Annotated in this window: 16 protein-coding genes; 2 read left to right on the forward strand and 14 right to left on the reverse strand. The window is 71.9% G+C overall.

Annotated features, from left to right (window positions below):
- Nucleotides 1-31: 31 nt before the first annotated feature.
- From Q1N79_RS22810 to Q1N79_RS22870, 13 genes are all read right to left on the reverse strand, one after another.
- Nucleotides 32-520 carry a nitroreductase/quinone reductase family protein gene (locus Q1N79_RS22810; RefSeq protein WP_300612227.1) on the reverse strand — a complete coding sequence of 163 codons (489 nt, stop codon included), beginning with the start codon at nt 518-520 and terminating at the stop codon, nt 32-34.
- Nucleotides 521-595: 75 nt separating this feature from the next.
- Nucleotides 596-1,750: a hypothetical protein gene (locus Q1N79_RS22815; protein ID WP_300612229.1), complete on the reverse strand. Its 1,155-nt coding sequence runs from the start codon at nt 1,748-1,750 to the stop codon at nt 596-598.
- A gap of 18 nt (nt 1,751-1,768) precedes the next feature.
- Complete coding sequence (locus tag Q1N79_RS22820) at nt 1,769-2,926, reverse strand: hypothetical protein (protein ID WP_300612231.1); 1,158 nt, start codon at nt 2,924-2,926, stop codon at nt 1,769-1,771.
- A 55-nt stretch (nt 2,927-2,981) separates the two neighbouring features.
- Entirely contained in the window at nt 2,982-3,806 is an 825-nt protein-coding gene (locus Q1N79_RS22825; protein ID WP_367185133.1) for a DUF6390 family protein, read from the reverse strand.
- Nucleotides 3,704-4,633: a DMT family transporter gene (locus tag Q1N79_RS22830; protein WP_300612235.1), complete on the reverse strand. Its 930-nt coding sequence runs from the start codon at nt 4,631-4,633 to the stop codon at nt 3,704-3,706. Before Q1N79_RS22830 ends, Q1N79_RS22825 begins: the two co-directional genes overlap by 103 nt.
- Entirely contained in the window at nt 4,630-4,833 is a 204-nt protein-coding gene (locus Q1N79_RS22835; RefSeq protein WP_300612237.1) for a HypC/HybG/HupF family hydrogenase formation chaperone, read from the reverse strand. Before Q1N79_RS22835 ends, Q1N79_RS22830 begins: the two co-directional genes overlap by 4 nt.
- 3 nt (nt 4,834-4,836) lie before the next feature.
- Nucleotides 4,837-5,289: a hydrogenase maturation protease gene (locus Q1N79_RS22840; RefSeq protein WP_300612239.1), complete on the reverse strand. Its 453-nt coding sequence runs from the start codon at nt 5,287-5,289 to the stop codon at nt 4,837-4,839.
- A 7-nt stretch (nt 5,290-5,296) separates the two neighbouring features.
- On the reverse strand, nt 5,297-6,679 hold the full coding sequence (locus Q1N79_RS22845; RefSeq protein ID WP_300612241.1) for a Ni/Fe hydrogenase subunit alpha: 1,383 nt from the start codon (nt 6,677-6,679) through the stop codon (nt 5,297-5,299).
- Entirely contained in the window at nt 6,676-7,557 is an 882-nt protein-coding gene (locus tag Q1N79_RS22850) for an oxidoreductase (protein ID WP_300612243.1), read from the reverse strand. Before Q1N79_RS22850 ends, Q1N79_RS22845 begins: the two co-directional genes overlap by 4 nt.
- A 2-nt stretch (nt 7,558-7,559) precedes the next feature.
- The gene (locus tag Q1N79_RS22855) at nt 7,560-8,420 is read right to left on the reverse strand and encodes an FAD/NAD(P)-binding protein (protein ID WP_300612245.1); all 861 of its coding nucleotides are present in this window, start codon (nt 8,418-8,420) and stop codon (nt 7,560-7,562) included.
- Complete coding sequence (locus Q1N79_RS22860; RefSeq protein ID WP_300612247.1) at nt 8,404-8,874, reverse strand: cyclic nucleotide-binding domain-containing protein; 471 nt, start codon at nt 8,872-8,874, stop codon at nt 8,404-8,406. Before Q1N79_RS22860 ends, Q1N79_RS22855 begins: the two co-directional genes overlap by 17 nt.
- On the reverse strand, nt 8,858-10,009 hold the full coding sequence (locus Q1N79_RS22865; RefSeq protein WP_300612249.1) for a 4Fe-4S dicluster domain-containing protein: 1,152 nt from the start codon (nt 10,007-10,009) through the stop codon (nt 8,858-8,860). Before Q1N79_RS22865 ends, Q1N79_RS22860 begins: the two co-directional genes overlap by 17 nt.
- 80 nt (nt 10,010-10,089) lie before the next feature.
- A complete protein-coding gene (locus Q1N79_RS22870; RefSeq protein ID WP_300612251.1) occupies nt 10,090-11,112 on the reverse strand; it encodes a hypothetical protein in 1,023 nt (340 codons plus the stop codon).
- A gap of 145 nt (nt 11,113-11,257) precedes the next feature.
- On the opposite strand from Q1N79_RS22870, the gene Q1N79_RS22875 reads away from it, so the two are divergent.
- Together Q1N79_RS22875 and Q1N79_RS30825 are read left to right on the forward strand one after the other, a co-directional pair.
- A complete protein-coding gene (locus tag Q1N79_RS22875) occupies nt 11,258-12,847 on the forward strand; it encodes an MFS transporter (protein WP_300612253.1) in 1,590 nt (529 codons plus the stop codon).
- A gap of 310 nt (nt 12,848-13,157) precedes the next feature.
- Complete coding sequence (locus Q1N79_RS30825; protein WP_367185134.1) at nt 13,158-13,562, forward strand: integrase core domain-containing protein; 405 nt, start codon at nt 13,158-13,160, stop codon at nt 13,560-13,562.
- A gap of 81 nt (nt 13,563-13,643) precedes the next feature.
- On the opposite strand, the gene Q1N79_RS22880 is transcribed toward Q1N79_RS30825, so the two are convergent.
- Entirely contained in the window at nt 13,644-14,246 is a 603-nt protein-coding gene (locus tag Q1N79_RS22880; protein WP_300612255.1) for a hypothetical protein, read from the reverse strand.
- Nucleotides 14,247-14,440: the final 194 nt, after the last annotated feature.

The raw sequence follows: 14,440 nt of genomic DNA on the forward strand, positions 1-14,440 counted from the left end.
TCAACCGGCTTGCGCGCTCGGCGCGACAGGCTCATCGCGCCGTGAGCGTGATGACCGACCAGCCGTACTCGCGCGCCGCGCGCTTGAGCTCGAGCACGGTCGGCTGGTGCCCGTCAGGCCCCGCGATGCCCAGGTTACGGCTCGCCTTGAGCCAGCCGAGGCGGCTGATGACCTCCTGGTAGGCAACCGCCACGGCGGCCGGGTCCTCCTCGAGCATGGCGCGCATGGGGTGCCGTCGGCCGCGCAGCGTCACCTCCACGTCGGCCCCGCCGCGAAGGTTCACCCGCCAGTGAGCGCTGGTGACGACCGTCAGCCGCCCGTCGATGTCGACGTAGTTGACCGGAATGTCGTACTGGCGGCCGGTCAGGCGGCCGGTGATGTGCAGCACGAGGACCGCGTGATCCATCAGCCCGTGCAGCTGCGAGCCCAGCAGCAGGCGCACGAATGGGTTGCCCATCTTGACGAGCGTGCGCGGCGGCACCACTTGGTGGACGGGAGTTTGCTTCGCAGGGCTGGTCATCTGGAGTCACCTCCCAGTTACCAGCCTGCCGCCGTTCCGCCGTCGCGCCAGGGGCGTTGGTCACCAATCCGGGCGTCAGCTCCAGGACGTTCCGTTCCAGTGGACGACGAGGGTCGAGGCGTAGTCGGTGGTCCCTACCGCCCAGATGTCGGTCCGGGAGACGGCGGCGCCGGCCTCCAGCTGGTTGAGGTAGCCGGCGGGCGGGTTGGGGCTCGGGATCACCGACCAGCGCTGGTGAATGCTGTTCCAGTGCTCGATCAGCGTCTGGCACGGCGGGCCGCCGCTGCTGCAGCGCGACGGGTTCGTGTAGCCGAACGCCCAGATGTTGTTCGTCCACGAGAACGTCACGCCCTGCAGCGAGGAATCGCCGCCAGGGGTGGGGCTGGGCGCGTATGTCCACTTCTCGCCGTTCCAGTCCATGGTCAGCGTGTGCTCGACGTTACCGACGACGGCGGCCCCGACGGCCCAGGCGTTGCCTGCGGAGATCGCCGTCACGCCCTTGAGGAAGCTCTTGCCGCTGCCAGGCAGGTTCGGGCTGGGCACCCGCGTCCAGGTCTTGCCGTTCCAGTGCTCGATCAGCGTGCCGCTTGCCCCGCTGTTCGGGCCGGTCCAGCCGACCGCCCAGGCGTCCGAGGCCGATGTCGCCGCCACCGAGTTGAGCAGCCCGCCGTGCGGGGGATCCTGGACGTGCTGGATCGTCCAGGTCTTGCCGTTCCAGTGCTCGATCAGCGGGGTGGTCGCGGCCGGCACGCCCGGTCCGCCTGGCGCGACCGCGCCGACCGCCCAGGCGTTGCTTGGCGAGGTCGCCGCGACGGAGTTGAAGTATCCGCCGCCCGGCGGATCAGGAGTGGCCACGTCGGTCCAGGACGAGCCGTTCCAGTGCTCGGCCAGGGGTGCGGACGGGCTGCCCCAGTTGGTGCCGCCGACCGCCCAGACGTCGGCGGCCGAGCTGGCGGCCACGCCGTTGTAGTAGCCATTAGCGGTCTCATACTCCGCCCACGTGCTGCCGTTCCAGTTCAGCGCCAGCGAGCCGGTCGGATAGAGCCCGACCGCCCAGACATCGTCCGCCGAGACGGCCGCCACGCCGTACAGGCGATCGGGAACAGTCGGGTACTGCGCACCGGACGCGGCTCCGGCCGCGGCCGCCTGCGGGACGGTGAGCGCGAGGCTCGCCGCCGCCACGCAGATTGACAGCGCGCAGGCGGACAGGGACCAGCCACGAGCCTTCACTGGCTCCTCCAGGGTGGGTTAGCTCCAGGACGTTCCGTTCCAGTGCTCGATGAGGGTCGAGGCGTAGTCGGTGCTGCCCACCGCCCAGATGTCGCTGCGCGACACCGCCGAGATACCCCACAGCACGTTGAGGCCGGAGTTCGGCGCGTTGGGGCTCGGGATCACCGACCAGCGCTGGTGAATGCTGTTCCAGTGCTCGACCAGCGTCTGGCAGCTCGGTGCGCACCCCGAGGGGTTGGTGATGCCCACTGCCCAGATGTTGTTCGTCCACGAGTGCGTCACGCCCAGGAACGCGGCGTTGCCGCCCGGCGTGAGGCTGGGGGATATCGTCCACTGCACGCCGTTCCAGTACAGGGCCAGCGTCTTGGGCAGGCCGCCGACGACGGCCTGTCCGACGGCCCAGGCGTTGTCGGCCGAGACGACAGTCAGGCTCTGCAGGAGGTTGGCGCTCGCACCCGCTACGTTCGGGCTGGGCACCCGCGTCCAGGTGTCGCCGTTCCAGTGCTCGATCAGGGTCTGCTGGCCGGTGCCCTCGCTGGCCGCGCCGGTGTAGCCGACCACCCAGACGTTGTCTGGCGAGATCGCCGCGACCCCGGTGAACTGGCCGCCGGCCGCGGGGACCTGGTACTTCTGGATGGTCCAGGCGTTGCCGTTCCAGTGCTCGATCAGCGGGGTGGTCGGCGAGGGGATGCCCGGCCCGGGCCCGGCCAGGCCGACCGCCCAGGCGTTGTCGGGCGACGTCGCGGCGACGTCGCTGAACTCACCGCCGCCCGGCGGGTTCGGGGTGGGGACGCGGGTCAGCGTCTTGCCGTTCCAGTGCATGGCCAGCGTCTGCGACGGGCTGAACCAGTTGGTACCGCCGACCGCCCAGACGTCGCTGGCCGACGAGGCGCCCACGCCGTTGAAGTAGCCGGGGCTGGCCTCGTACTGCGCCCAGGTGCTGCCGTTCCAGTTCAGGGCCAGCCAGCCGGTCGGATAGAGCCCGACCGCCCACACGTCGTTGGCCGAGATGGCCGCCACGCTGTACAGGCGATCGGGGACCGCCGGGTACGCCGCCGCGGACGCGGGCCTGGTCACGGCCGCTGTCGCGGCCTGCGGGAGGGTGAGCGCGAGGGTCGCCGCCCCGGCGCAGAGTGACAGGCAGCAGATGGACAGGGACCAGCCGTGAGCCTTCATCGGCTCCTCCGGAGTACGGGGGCAGGGCAGGAGCACTCGCGGGTTGTGTCCAGGCCTATGATCGCGCGAGCGCGGGAGCGTTGTACAGACGCAGGTGCAGGGCCGTGTAGCGGCGCAGGGCCAGCAGCTGCGGGGCCGGCAGCCGGTCGCAGGCGCAGTCCCAGTGCAGGCTCACCCACTCGCCGGGCCGCAGCCCGGTGAGGAAGCCGGGCGCGACCTGGGATGGCGCCGGCGGGCCGAGGCCGAGCACGGACCCGTCCCAGGTGAGCGGACGGCGCTGGACCACGAGCGGGTCCGCGGTCACCACCCGGCCCCAGCCGATCCGGCAGCTGTCCAGCACGTGCAGGGATGGCTGGGTGCGGCCCGCGCGGAGCAGGCCGGTCCACGGGTACACGCCGAACACGTGGAAGCTGTGGTGCGGCACCGCGCCCGCCGGGATCGCGGCGGCTATCGACTCCCAGCCGCGCCCGGCCCGGGCGCGGAACCGCTCATCGAGGAACGCGCCGTAGTCGGCGACCCGCACGTTCTCCAGCAGGCTGTTGCCGACCCAGTACGCCTCCACGACGCGGGCGTCCAGCGGGTCCGCGAGCCCGTTGGCCGCCGCGATCAGCTGCAGGTACGGCCAGGCGCCCGCGAAGCCCCTGGCCAGTCGCACCAGGCCGGGACCTGACTGCCCGGCGAGGGCATGGCCGCGCAAGGCAGCACTGTCGGCTGGGCCGCAAAGCCCGCGCTCGTTCGGGGGAAAGGCATAGCGGGCGAAAAGCAGCGGGCCGGCGATCACCGGACGCCTGCCAGCGCGGGACCTGTCTTTTTCCTTGCCTTCCTTGCCGCCAGCAGGACGAGCGCGGTGCCTGCCGCGACAAGCGCCAGGCCGGGCCACTGCGGCGCCAGGGCCTTGCTGCCCGACTGGAGCAGCGCGGTGATGATGGCGGCGGGGACGAGCAGCGCGGTCACGTCGATCGCGCCGACCCTGGCGAGCGCGGCGTACCACGCGCCGACGTAGCCGGCCAGGATCAGGCCGGTCGCGATCGCCCACGACCACTGGTGCCAGCCGATCGCTTCCAGCGTGCTCCACCGGGTGGTCGCCAGCGTGTACGCGATCAGGATGACGACGCCGCCGCCCATCCGCGCGGTGGCCACGGTCAGCGGGGAGAGCCCGGACAGCAGCTTCCTGGCCACGACGGTCTCGGCGGCCCACAGCAGGGTGGCCGCGAAGATCATCGCCTCCCCCGCGCCGAGGCCGATGCCGCCGATCCCGCCGCCGAGCAGCGCCTGTCCCCAGACCAGGCCGGCGATCGCGGCGACGTGCCACAGGCTCAGCCGCTCGCCAAGCAGCGGAACGGCCAGCAGCGCCACCCAGATCACCAGGGTCTTCTGGATGAACGCGGCGTTGGCCGAATCGACCCGCGCCAGGCCCTGGAAGAACAGCACGAACGGGACGCTGCCGCCGATGACCGCGACGGCGGCAAGGCCGGCCCACTGGCCCGGCCGGCGCGGGCGGGTGAAGCCTTCACGCGGCGCCCGCCTGGTGGCGTACGCGAGCGCCGCGGCGAGCACGATCGCGGCGATGAGGTTCTTGGCGGTGGTGTAGACGGTCGCGCCGCCGAAGCTGGCGAACGCGGGGACCGCGTAGGAGTTGGTGTAGACCGCGAAGCCGCTGATGACGGCGGCGGCCAGCGCCAGGGCCAGGCCGGCGCGGGTTCTCATGACTCCTCCTCCTCCTCCTCCTGGGCGTCGAGGATCCGCAGCACGTAGCCGCAGTGGATGAGGACGCTGTCGCCGACGCCGGCCTGCGGGCAGGTGAGCAGGCACGCCGGGACCGCGGCGGCGCCCGTGTCGACGAGCGCCATCGGGACGCCGTCCTCGTCGCGGAGCGCGCTGATCACGCCGACCGTTCCCAGGCACATCGGCTAGACACCCGCCTTCAGCTCTTTGAGCAGCTGGCTGGTCACGGCGTCCGCCGCGGCCTCGACCCGCGGCGACAGCGGGGCGCCGAGCTCCCAGCGGGCACCCTCGATGCCGAACCCGGCCAGGTGCCTGGGCAGCCGGTCAAGCGCGCGGGCGAGCTCGACGACGTCGGCGAGGCTGAACGTGTGCGTGCCGCGATGCCGGAACCGGTCGGTGAGCGCGTCCGCGGTGCCGAACCGGTAGATGGTCCCCGGTGTCCCGCCGGAGCAGACCGCGTCGACCACGTACACGACGCTCGCGCCAGTCCAGGCGTCGAGCAGCGCCAGCTGGTCGCCGATCAGCTCCCGCACGACGACCTGGCCGGGCACGGTGGCCGCGCGGATTTTCCTGGCGACCGCCAGGCCCGCCGCGTCGTCGCCCCGGTCCGGGTTGCCGATGCCGATGAGGAGGATCATGTCTGACTCACCGCCCCTGTGCTTGTGCCTTGCTTGTGCCTTGCCTGTGCGCTTGCGCCACGCGGAGGTTGAGGAAGTGCGCCGCGCAGGAGATGCACGGGTCGTGGTTGCGGACCGCCTGCTCGCATTCGCTCGTCAGCTTTTCGTGCTCCAGGTCCAGGCGGGTGGCGGCGAAGTCCTTCAGGTCGGCCTCGATGGCCCGCTGGTTCTGCGAGGTCGGCGGGACGATCTTCGCGTCGGCGATCGTGCCGTCGCCGGTGATCGTGTACCGGTGGTAGAGCAGGCCGCGCGGGGCTTCTGTGCAGCCGTAGCCGGTCGCGGTCCCTTCGGTCCGCTCGGTCCGCTCGGTCCGCTCGGTCCGCGGGACCGGCCTGACGTCGACCGCCGGCGGGTCGGGCGGCTGGTAGCGGTGGATCAGCCGCAGGGCCTCGTCGCAGGCGAACAGCAGCTCGACGGCGCGCACGATGATGCTGCGGAACGGGTTCGTGCACGTGGCCTGCAGGCCGGCCGCGGCCGCGGCCTGCCGGATGGCCGGTGGCAGGCGGCCGGAGTTCAGGCTGTAGCGGGCCAGCGGGCCGGTCAGGTACGTCCTGCCGTCGAGCACCGAGTGCAGGGCGGTGGAGTGCGGGACCTGGAATTCGGTGAAGTGGCTGTCGTACTCGGCCGGGGTGATGTCCAGGCCTGTGCTTGAGACCACGCGGCCCGCCGTGATCGGGTACTGGGCGGGGTGGCGCAGCGCGACGAACTCATAGTCGCGGTCGAAGTCGGGGAAGTCGAAGCCCGCCACCCATTCGACGGTGTCCGCGGCGTCGCGGCGGGCCTGGTCGAGCGCGGGGACCAGCGCGGCGAGCTCGGCGGGGGCGGGCGCCTTGTAGAAGCCGCCGACCTTGACGTTGACCGGGTGGACCGAGCGGCCGCCGATGACCTCCATCAGGCGGTTCCCCGCCTTCTTGATCCGCAGCCCGCGGCCGACGATGTCCGGGTGGTCGCGGGCGAGGTCGATGCCGCTGGCGTAGCCGAGGAAGTCCGGGGCGTGCAGCAGGTACACGTGCAGCGCGTGGCTTTCGATCCACTCGCCGCAGTACAGCAGCCTGCGCAGCGCACTGATTTCTTGTGTGACGCTGGCCTGGCAGGCGTCCTCGATCGCCTGGCAGGCGCTCATCTGGTAGGCCACCGGGCAGATGCCGCAGATCCTGGCGGTGATGTCCGGGGGCTCGGTGTAGCGGCGGCCGCGCAGCAGCGCCTCGAAGAACCGGGGCGGCTCGTAGATGTCGAGCCTGGCCTCGGCCACCTCGCCGTTCTCGACGATGATCTCAAGGCCGCCCTCGCCCTCGACGCGGGCCAGGGCGGGGACGCTGATGTTCCTGCTGATCCTGGTGCCGTGGGTCATGGTCTCCTCGCCTCCCTGGCCGCCTCGCGGGCCGCCTGCTCCTGGGCTGCCTCCTGGGCTGCCTCCTGGGCCGCCTCCTCCTGGTCCGCCTCCCGGTCCGCCTGCTCGGCCGCGGCGCGGAAGGGCTCCGCGGCGGCGGTGAAACCGCGGAACGCCCTGGCGCGGGCGGGGCCGTCCGCGCCGAGCTCGCGCCAGCGCGCGGACAGCGCGGCGGTATTCGGCGACTCCATCGGGCCGAAGCAGCCGTAGCAGCCCCGGCCGACGGCCGGGCAGAGCGCGCCGCAGCCGGCCTGGGTCACCGGCCCGAGGCAGGGCGTGCCGTGCGCGACAAGCACGCACGTCCGCCCGGCGCGCTTGCATTCGACGCACACGCTGTGCCCGCGGACGTTCGGCCTGCGCCCGGCGAGCAGCGCCTGGATGACCTCAAGCAGCTGCCGCTTGTCGACCGGGCAGCCGCGCAGCTCGAAGTCGACGGGCACGTGGTCGGCGACCGGCGTGGAGGTGCGCAGCGACTTGATGTACTCCGGGCGCGCGTACACCACGGGCGTCGGGTCGTCGGTGAAATTGCGCAGCGCCTGGATGCCGCCGGCCGTGGCGCAGGCGCCGATCGTGACCAGGCAGCGGGACGCGGCGCGGACGGCGCGGATGCGCTCGGCGTCTTCGCTGGTCGTGATCGAGCCCTCGACGAGCGACAGGTCGTACGGGCCAGGCTCCACATGGCTTGATGCCTCGGCGAACGACGCGATGTGCACGGATCCGGCGATCGCGAGCAGCTCGTCCTCGCAGTTCAGCAGCGTGAGCTGGCAGCCGTCGCAGGAGGAGAACTTCCAGACCGCGAGGGTGGGCGGGGTCGGCGGGGTCGGCGGGGTCGGCGTCATCGTCACACCTCCCGGATGCCGAGCCAGGGGGCCAGCTGCCGGTAGCAGAAGACCGGGCCGTCGCGGCAGACCAGGAACGGCCCGAGCTGGCAGTGGCCGCACAGTGCCGCCGCGCACTGCATGTTGCGCTCCATCGACAGGTACACCCGGTCGGCGGCGACGCCGGCCTTCAGCAGCGCCCGGACGCTGAACCGCATCATGACCTCCGGGCCGACGATCAACGCGGTGGCGGACCCGGGGTCGAAGGGCGCGAGCTGGATCAGGCCGGGGACGACGCCGACGACGCCGCGCCAGTCGCTGGTGGCCGTGTCGACCGTGACCTGCACGTCCAGGTCGAACCGGGAGCGCCAGCCGGCCAGCTCGTCGGTGAACAGCAGGTCGGCGGGGGTACGGGCGCCGTACAGGAGCACGACCCGGCCGAAGCGCTCCCGTCGGCGCAGCGCCTGATAAAGGGCCGGGCGCAGCGGGGGCAGCCCGATGCCGCCCGCGACGATCACCAGGTCGCCGCCCTCGGCGGCGGCCACCGGCCACGACGTGCCGTACGGGCCGCGGACCCCGGCCAGCTGCCCCGGCTGCAGCGCGCACAGCGCCCTGGTGACCAGGCCGACGTCCCTGATCGTGTGCAGCACGTAGCCGGTGTTGGCGGGATCGCCGCTGATCGAGATCGGAACCTCGCCGATGCCTGGCACCGAGACCATGTTGAACTGGCCGGGCAGGTACCCGAACGGCCGCGGCGGGGTGAGCCCCAGCGTGACCACGTCCGCGGTCTCACGCTGGACGGTGGTCACCCGCCACGTGCCCGGCTCGATCCAGGACTTCGGCGCCTGCACCCGGGGCACCCGCTTGTCAGCGATCGTGGGCATGGCCGTACACGTCCAGCAGCTGCAGCCGGGTGGCCTGCAGCCGTTCCGCGGTCAGGCCGGCGAACCGGCGCATGAGCTCATAGCCGAGGCGCGGGTCGTCCTCGCACTTGCGGCGCAGGCACGCCCCGTCGATCCGCACCGCGCGGACCCGATCGATGGCCCGCCCGTCGAACTCCCAGCGGTGCGGCTCGATCAGCCAGGAGAACCCGGCCACGTCGCCCTCGCCGAGCGTCTGCACCACGAGGGCACCGCGGCCGGGGGCGGTGATCTCCAAGGCGACCTTGCCGTCACGGATCAGGTAGAACGTCTGCGCCTGATCGCCCTCGCGGAACAGGAAGGAGTCCGCGGGGAAGACCGCGTTGGAGGCGCACTGGACGAGCAGGGCCAGATCCGCCCGGTCAAGCCCGGCGAAGAACTTGTGGCCGCGCAGCAGCGGCTCAAGAGTCTGCGGCAATGGCGGCGACCTCCTCCGTGATGTCGATCCCGGCCGGGCACCAGGTGATGCACCGGCCGCACCCCACGCAGCCGGGGGTGCCGAACTGGTCGGCCCAGGTGGCGAGCTTGTGCGTCAGCCACTGCCGGTAGCGGGAGCGGGCCGAGACCCGCACCGGCCCGCCGTGCAGGTAGGAGTGGTCCAGCGTGAAGCAGGAGTCCCAGGAGCGGTGCCGTTCCGGGGCTCCTGCCGGATCGCCGCTGGACAGGCCGGAAGTGTCCTCGACGCTGAAGCAGAAGCAGGTGGGACAGACCATCGTGCAGTTGGCGCAGCTCAGGCAGCGGGCCGCGACGTCGTCCCAGCGGGGATGGTCGTAGTTGCGCGTGAGCAGGTCGCGAAGGTCGAGTTCGGGCATGACGCGCCCCATGGACGCGGCGGCGTGCTCGCTGACCGCCCTGGCGGCGCCGATATCGGCCTCGCCCGCTGGCAGGACCTCCACCTCGCGCAGCACCTCGGCGCCGCGCGCGGTGCCCGCTTCGGCGAGGAACCGGTGACCCGCGTCGCCTGCGGTGAGCAGCTCGGTGAGCGCGATGTCGAAACCGGACGTGACGCGTGGCCCGGCGCCCATCGAGGCGCAAAAGCAGGTCCCGCCCGGCTGGCCGCAGTTCACCGCGACGATGAACGCCCCGTCCCTGCGGCCCGCGTACTGCGGGTCGGGGTGCCGCCCGCCGAGGAAGACGCGGTCCTGGATCGCGATCGCGTTCAGCTCGCAGGCGCGCACGCCGATGAACGCGAACGGCTCATCGGGCGGCGGCTCGGGCGGCAGCAGCCTGGCGGCCGGCGGGAACAGGTACTTCTTCCACGAATGCGGGCCAACGGCGTAGCCGAACAGCGCGCCGTCGTCCCGGCGGCGCAGCCGGTAGGTGCCTGGGGCCTGTTCGTCGGTCCACCCGGCGGGCAGGTCGGCCGCCGAGCCGATGTCGTCGTAGCAGATGGCCCCGTCCTTCAGGACGGGCCCCACCAGCCGGAAGCCGCGCCGCCGGATGGCGTCAAGAAGCTGGTCGAGAGCACCCGCGCCGAAGACGACCGGCTCGGGCTCGAGCTGGGGCCCGGGCTGGGGCCCGGGCTCGGCTGACGGCGTTCGCTGCGGCTGCATGCTTTCAGTCAACGCCCGCGGCCCTGCCCCTCGACATGGGCGAACCGCCCCCGAGCCTGAGGGCTAAGGTCCCTAGAACGTCAGTTCGCGAGCTCGTCGGGCGGGCGGCGGGCCGTGCTCGCCGCGCTGTCGGCCAGGCCGAGTTGCAGCACCATCTGGGGGTTGCCTGGCAGCGCGAGCTGCTCGCGGATCAGGGCGCGGGTGACGGCGTTCTCCAGCGGCTGCGTGTACAGGCTGGCGAACACCCACTTGCCTGCGGCGTGCAGCAGCAGGCGCTGCAGCGCCTGCCCGGCACGCAGCCAGTCGGCCCTGCGGTCACCGAAGGTCAGCAGCACCGCGGTCGCGGCGGGGGGCGGACCGCCCGCGGGGAGCCGGGCGATGCCACGGCCGAGGTCGAAGTCGCGCTGCGGCAGCCGACCGGGGCGCCCGGGGCGCAACTGGGCAGGCATGCTGACCGCGAGCGCCGCGGCGGGGACGCCGTCCCTTGCCGCGCTCGCCGCGCTCCTGGTCCACCGCCGTATCTCGGCGCGGGCGCGGGGGTCGAGGTCGCCACGACGGGCCGCGGCCGCGGCGATCCTGGCCAGCCGCGCGTAGCCGAGCCCGTCCCCGACGAGCGCCAGCGTGGCGCCCTCGGCCAGCGCGTCGTTCTGCAGCCCCGCCAGCAGGCCGACCGGCAGCGGGCCCGGCGTGAACGGACCGCGATGCGTGTGCCTGTGCGGCACCGCCGTGAGCATCTCCCGTTCCAGCCCGTTCAGCGGCGCGGGCGCGCCGACGCTCACCCGGGCCATGAGGCGCAATTGCGACCGGTCGGGCAGCAGGTCAACCACGGGCTGGTAGCCGAGCGACCGCACCGCCAGCCGCAGCCCGAACAGCGCAGCGCCGCAGCTGACCAGCATCTCCCTGCCGACCGGGTCGGCCCGCACCTTGCGCCGGGGATCGCACCACAGCTCGATCGCCTGGCTGCCGACCCGGAACCGCCACGGCTGGCTGTTGTGCACCGACGGGGCGCGGGCCGCCGTGGCGATCAGGTACTGGGCGTGGCTGGCGAGGACCTCGGCCTGTTCGGCCGCGCTGTCGGTCACGGTATCACGGGGCGTGCTCATTGGCCGATCGTCGCCCACCTGGCGCCAGGCGATCAGGGTCGTTGGCCGGCCGGCCTGGGGGCGAAGGTCCGCTTCGCGGGTGATCATGGCGGATTACGGCCTGCGCGGGCCGGGAATCGTGCCCTTGAGGCAGAGGGGAGTTGCCATGACAGTCGCGGCTAGCACCCGTGGCCGGTCGAAGGGCCTGGTCCTGACCGCGATGATCTTCGCGGTGGCGATGACGTTCATCGACCAGACCATCGTGTCGATCGCCGCGCCGACAGTGCAGCATGACCTGGGCCTGTCATCCAGCGGCATCCAGTGGGCGATCAACGCCTACCTGCTGTCGCTGGCGGCGCTGTTCGCGTTCGGCGGCCGGCTGGCGGACACGGTCGGGCACCGCACGATGGTGGTGGTCGGGGTCATCATCTTCGCCGCCGCGTCGGCGCTGTGCGGTGCGACGCCCCACGGCAGCGGCGCCGAGGCGTGGCTCGTGGCGTTCCGCGCCGTGCAGGGCCTTGGCGGGGCGATCATGTTCCCGGCGGCGATCGCCATCGTGGTGGCGACATTCGACCTGCGCTCGCGCGGCCGGGCACTGGCGCTGTTCTTCGGCCTGGCCGGGGGCCTGACCGCGATCGGCCCGATCGCGGGCGGCTACCTGATCCAGTGGACCTGGCGGGCGATCTTCTGGATCAACATCCCCGTCGCCCTGATCGCCCTGGCGCTGATCGCGATCTCCAAGCCGGTCACCGAGCACCGGCCCGCGCCGATCGACTACCGCGGCCTAGCCCTCATCGTCGGCGGGGTGGGGCTAAGCGTCTTCGGATTCCAGCAGTCGGCCCTGTGGGGCTGGGGCAACCCGGCGATCGAGATATGCATTATCATCGGCGTCCTGCTCCTGGCGGTGTTCTGCGCGGTTGAGCTGCGGACCGAATCGCCCCTGATCAACGTCCATATCTTCGGCAACCGGGCGTTCGCTGTGGAGAACATCATCTTGCTGATCGCCATGATGGCGTTCATTCCCGTGTTCTTCTTCGCCAGCGTCTACGGGCAGATCGCCCTCGCGGAGAAGGCCACCACGGCCAGCCTGCTGATCTTGTACTTCTTCCTCGGCTTCGTGGTGTGCGCGCAGATCGGCGGCCGGATGCTTGACCGGATCGGGGCCAAGCGGCCGGTGGTGCTCGGCTGCGCCCTGGCGGCGGTCGGCTTCTTCCTGTGGGGGCAGCACTCGACCACCCTGAGCGCGGGCGCCCAGACGATCTGGATCATCATCGCGGGCGCCGGCATGGGGCTGATGCTCGGCCAGGCCAACACCGACGCGATCAACAGGGCCTCCCGGTACTCCTACGGCGAGGCCACCGGCATCACCCAGACCGTCCGTAACTACGGCGCCAGCCTCGGCTTCGCGATCTTGGGCACGATCCTGATCTCCGACTTCCGGTCCAAGATCACCGGCTCGCTGATCAGCCGGGGCGTCCCAGGCCCCGCGGCCGCGGCCCAGGCAGCCAAGATCGCGCAGCTGCAGGGCGGCAGCGGGAACATTTCCGCCATTCCGGGCTTCATCCGCGCCGACTTCGCCGCCGCCACCCGTGACGTGCTCTACGGGATGGCGATCATCATGGCGGTGGCGGCCGCCGTGGCCCTGCGCGGCCTCAGGCGCGGCGTCCAGCAGGACATCGCGCAGCCCGCAGACGTCGCCGAACAGGTGCCTCAGGTGCCCGGCAGGGAACGCGGCATCCGGACGGGCGACCTGTAGGTCACTGGCCGGCCAGCGGCGGCGATGCCCGCGGCGGTGGGCAGCAGCATGAGGTTCGGCTGCCCGGGCGGAGCAGGCGTCGGTGACGCCTGAAAACTGGCTCTGTCTCACATCTCGTGAAGGTCGCCGACGAGGCTGCCCATGGCAGCACGCGGCCGGATGAATGTGACAGTCAGCCGCCTATAACCGGCTCGATGCCACATTCATCCGCCGCCGGCCGGGACATGGCGGCACCCGGGAACCGGGCGGATTATGACAAATCGTTCATGAGTGGATGCCGTGAGCGAGGCGAGCAGACCGTTACGATCACGTGATTCGGCTGACCACGCCGCGGTCGCCGACGACCACCGGAAAGATCGGGCGGCTGCGCCAGATGCTGCATCAGGAGCTGCTGAACGTGCACGGCCCGCTCGCCGACATCGAGGACGCGCAGGCCGCGGTCGATGCCGGGCGCAAGCAGTACGACACAGACCGGCCGCACCAGTCCCTGGCCATGGCATCCCGCTGCCTGGTCAGGCCGCACCATCCGGCTATGGGCCGGGCTGGACCGCGTGCACGTGCTGCTTGGACGGCTTCCGGGTCAAGACCCTGCCTGCCCCGTCCCGCCACAAGCCCGGTTCCGGCCGCGCGGGGCACTCGCAGGGACAGCCGCGCCTCGCCTGCCAGACCCGCTCACAGTGACCCGGCGGGTCTCCGTGCGCGGGGCCGATCATGATCGGCTGGGCGCAAGATTCAGGCCGGCCTGGCGCATGCCCGGAACTGGCAGCCGCGACATCAGGCGGCACAAGGCATCGAACTACGGTCCCGGGGTACTGCCCGGGGTGACCTGAGGACCTAGCTGTATTTCCTTCCGCCCCTTCTCCGGGCGGGCCTCCAGTATGTTCAGCTGGACCGGTCTGCCGGTCAGCTCCTCCAGTTCGGCGCGGAGCCGGCCGGCCTCCGCATGGCCGTGGCCGTGCGCCAGGCCCGGCCGGCGGGCATGGATATCAACCTTGACGTGGTCCAGGTCCCCGCTGACCGCCATCGCGGCTATCCCGGCCGCCCGCGGTATACGGCGGTGTATCGCGTCGGCGATCTCGTCGATCCACAGGTCCTGGACTGTCTGGAGCTCCGAACCGGCGGCGACCCCGGCCTCTTCGATCCCGGCCATCTCGATGTGGTCGGCCAGCAGCCGGTTCGCCATGTCCCGCTGGCCCTGCTCATCAGCGGCCGCATAGGCCCGGGCCGTCTCCTCGGTCAGCTCCAGGTCCACGTGCGGATTCAGGTACACCCGCAACGCCACCGGCCGCTGGCCGGGATCACGCCCGGCGATCACCATCCGGCGGGCGACGGTGTAGTTCTCCCCGGTCTCGGCCATCCGGGCCCGGACCTGCTTCTTGAACGCGCTGTCGTCAGTCACGCCATGTCCCTTGCGGCGATGCTGCCCCGCGCCCTGCTCGCCTGGCTCAGCGGTGACTGATCTGTCCCAGCTAGCGCGAACCGGCGGCCCTTGTCCTCACCACCACCGCGGGCGCGGGCCACGGCAGCTCGGAGTCTGGCAGGCGCTCCTGCCAGAACCCAGGCTACCCAGCCCGCCGCGCCGAATCCATAGCG

It is taken from the genome of Trebonia sp. (assembly GCF_030042015.1).
In the GTDB taxonomy this organism is placed as follows: Bacteria; Actinomycetota; Actinomycetes; order Streptosporangiales; family Streptosporangiaceae; genus Trebonia.

Excerpts from the sequence above, each read along its gene's own strand:
- Q1N79_RS22840 (WP_300612239.1), bottom strand. The coding sequence starts at position 5,289 with ATGATCCTCCTCATCGGCATCGGCAACCCGGACCGGGGCGACGACGCG.
- Q1N79_RS22855 (WP_300612245.1), bottom strand. The coding sequence starts at position 8,420 with ATGCCCACGATCGCTGACAAGCGGGTGCCCCGGGTGCAGGCGCCGAAG.
- Q1N79_RS22820 (WP_300612231.1), bottom strand. The coding sequence starts at position 2,926 with ATGAAGGCTCACGGCTGGTCCCTGTCCATCTGCTGCCTGTCACTCTGC.
- Q1N79_RS22845 (WP_300612241.1), bottom strand. The coding sequence starts at position 6,679 with ATGACCCACGGCACCAGGATCAGCAGGAACATCAGCGTCCCCGCCCTG.
- Q1N79_RS22865 (WP_300612249.1), bottom strand. The coding sequence starts at position 10,009 with ATGCAGCCGCAGCGAACGCCGTCAGCCGAGCCCGGGCCCCAGCCCGGG.
- Q1N79_RS22810 (WP_300612227.1), bottom strand. The coding sequence starts at position 520 with ATGACCAGCCCTGCGAAGCAAACTCCCGTCCACCAAGTGGTGCCGCCG.
- Q1N79_RS22875 (WP_300612253.1), top strand. The coding sequence starts at position 11,258 with ATGACAGTCGCGGCTAGCACCCGTGGCCGGTCGAAGGGCCTGGTCCTG.
- Q1N79_RS22835 (WP_300612237.1), bottom strand. The coding sequence starts at position 4,833 with ATGTGCCTGGGAACGGTCGGCGTGATCAGCGCGCTCCGCGACGAGGAC.
- Q1N79_RS22850 (WP_300612243.1), bottom strand. The coding sequence starts at position 7,557 with ATGACGCCGACCCCGCCGACCCCGCCGACCCCGCCCACCCTCGCGGTC.
- Q1N79_RS22830 (WP_300612235.1), bottom strand. The coding sequence starts at position 4,633 with ATGAGAACCCGCGCCGGCCTGGCCCTGGCGCTGGCCGCCGCCGTCATC.
- Q1N79_RS22870 (WP_300612251.1), bottom strand. The coding sequence starts at position 11,112 with ATGAGCACGCCCCGTGATACCGTGACCGACAGCGCGGCCGAACAGGCC.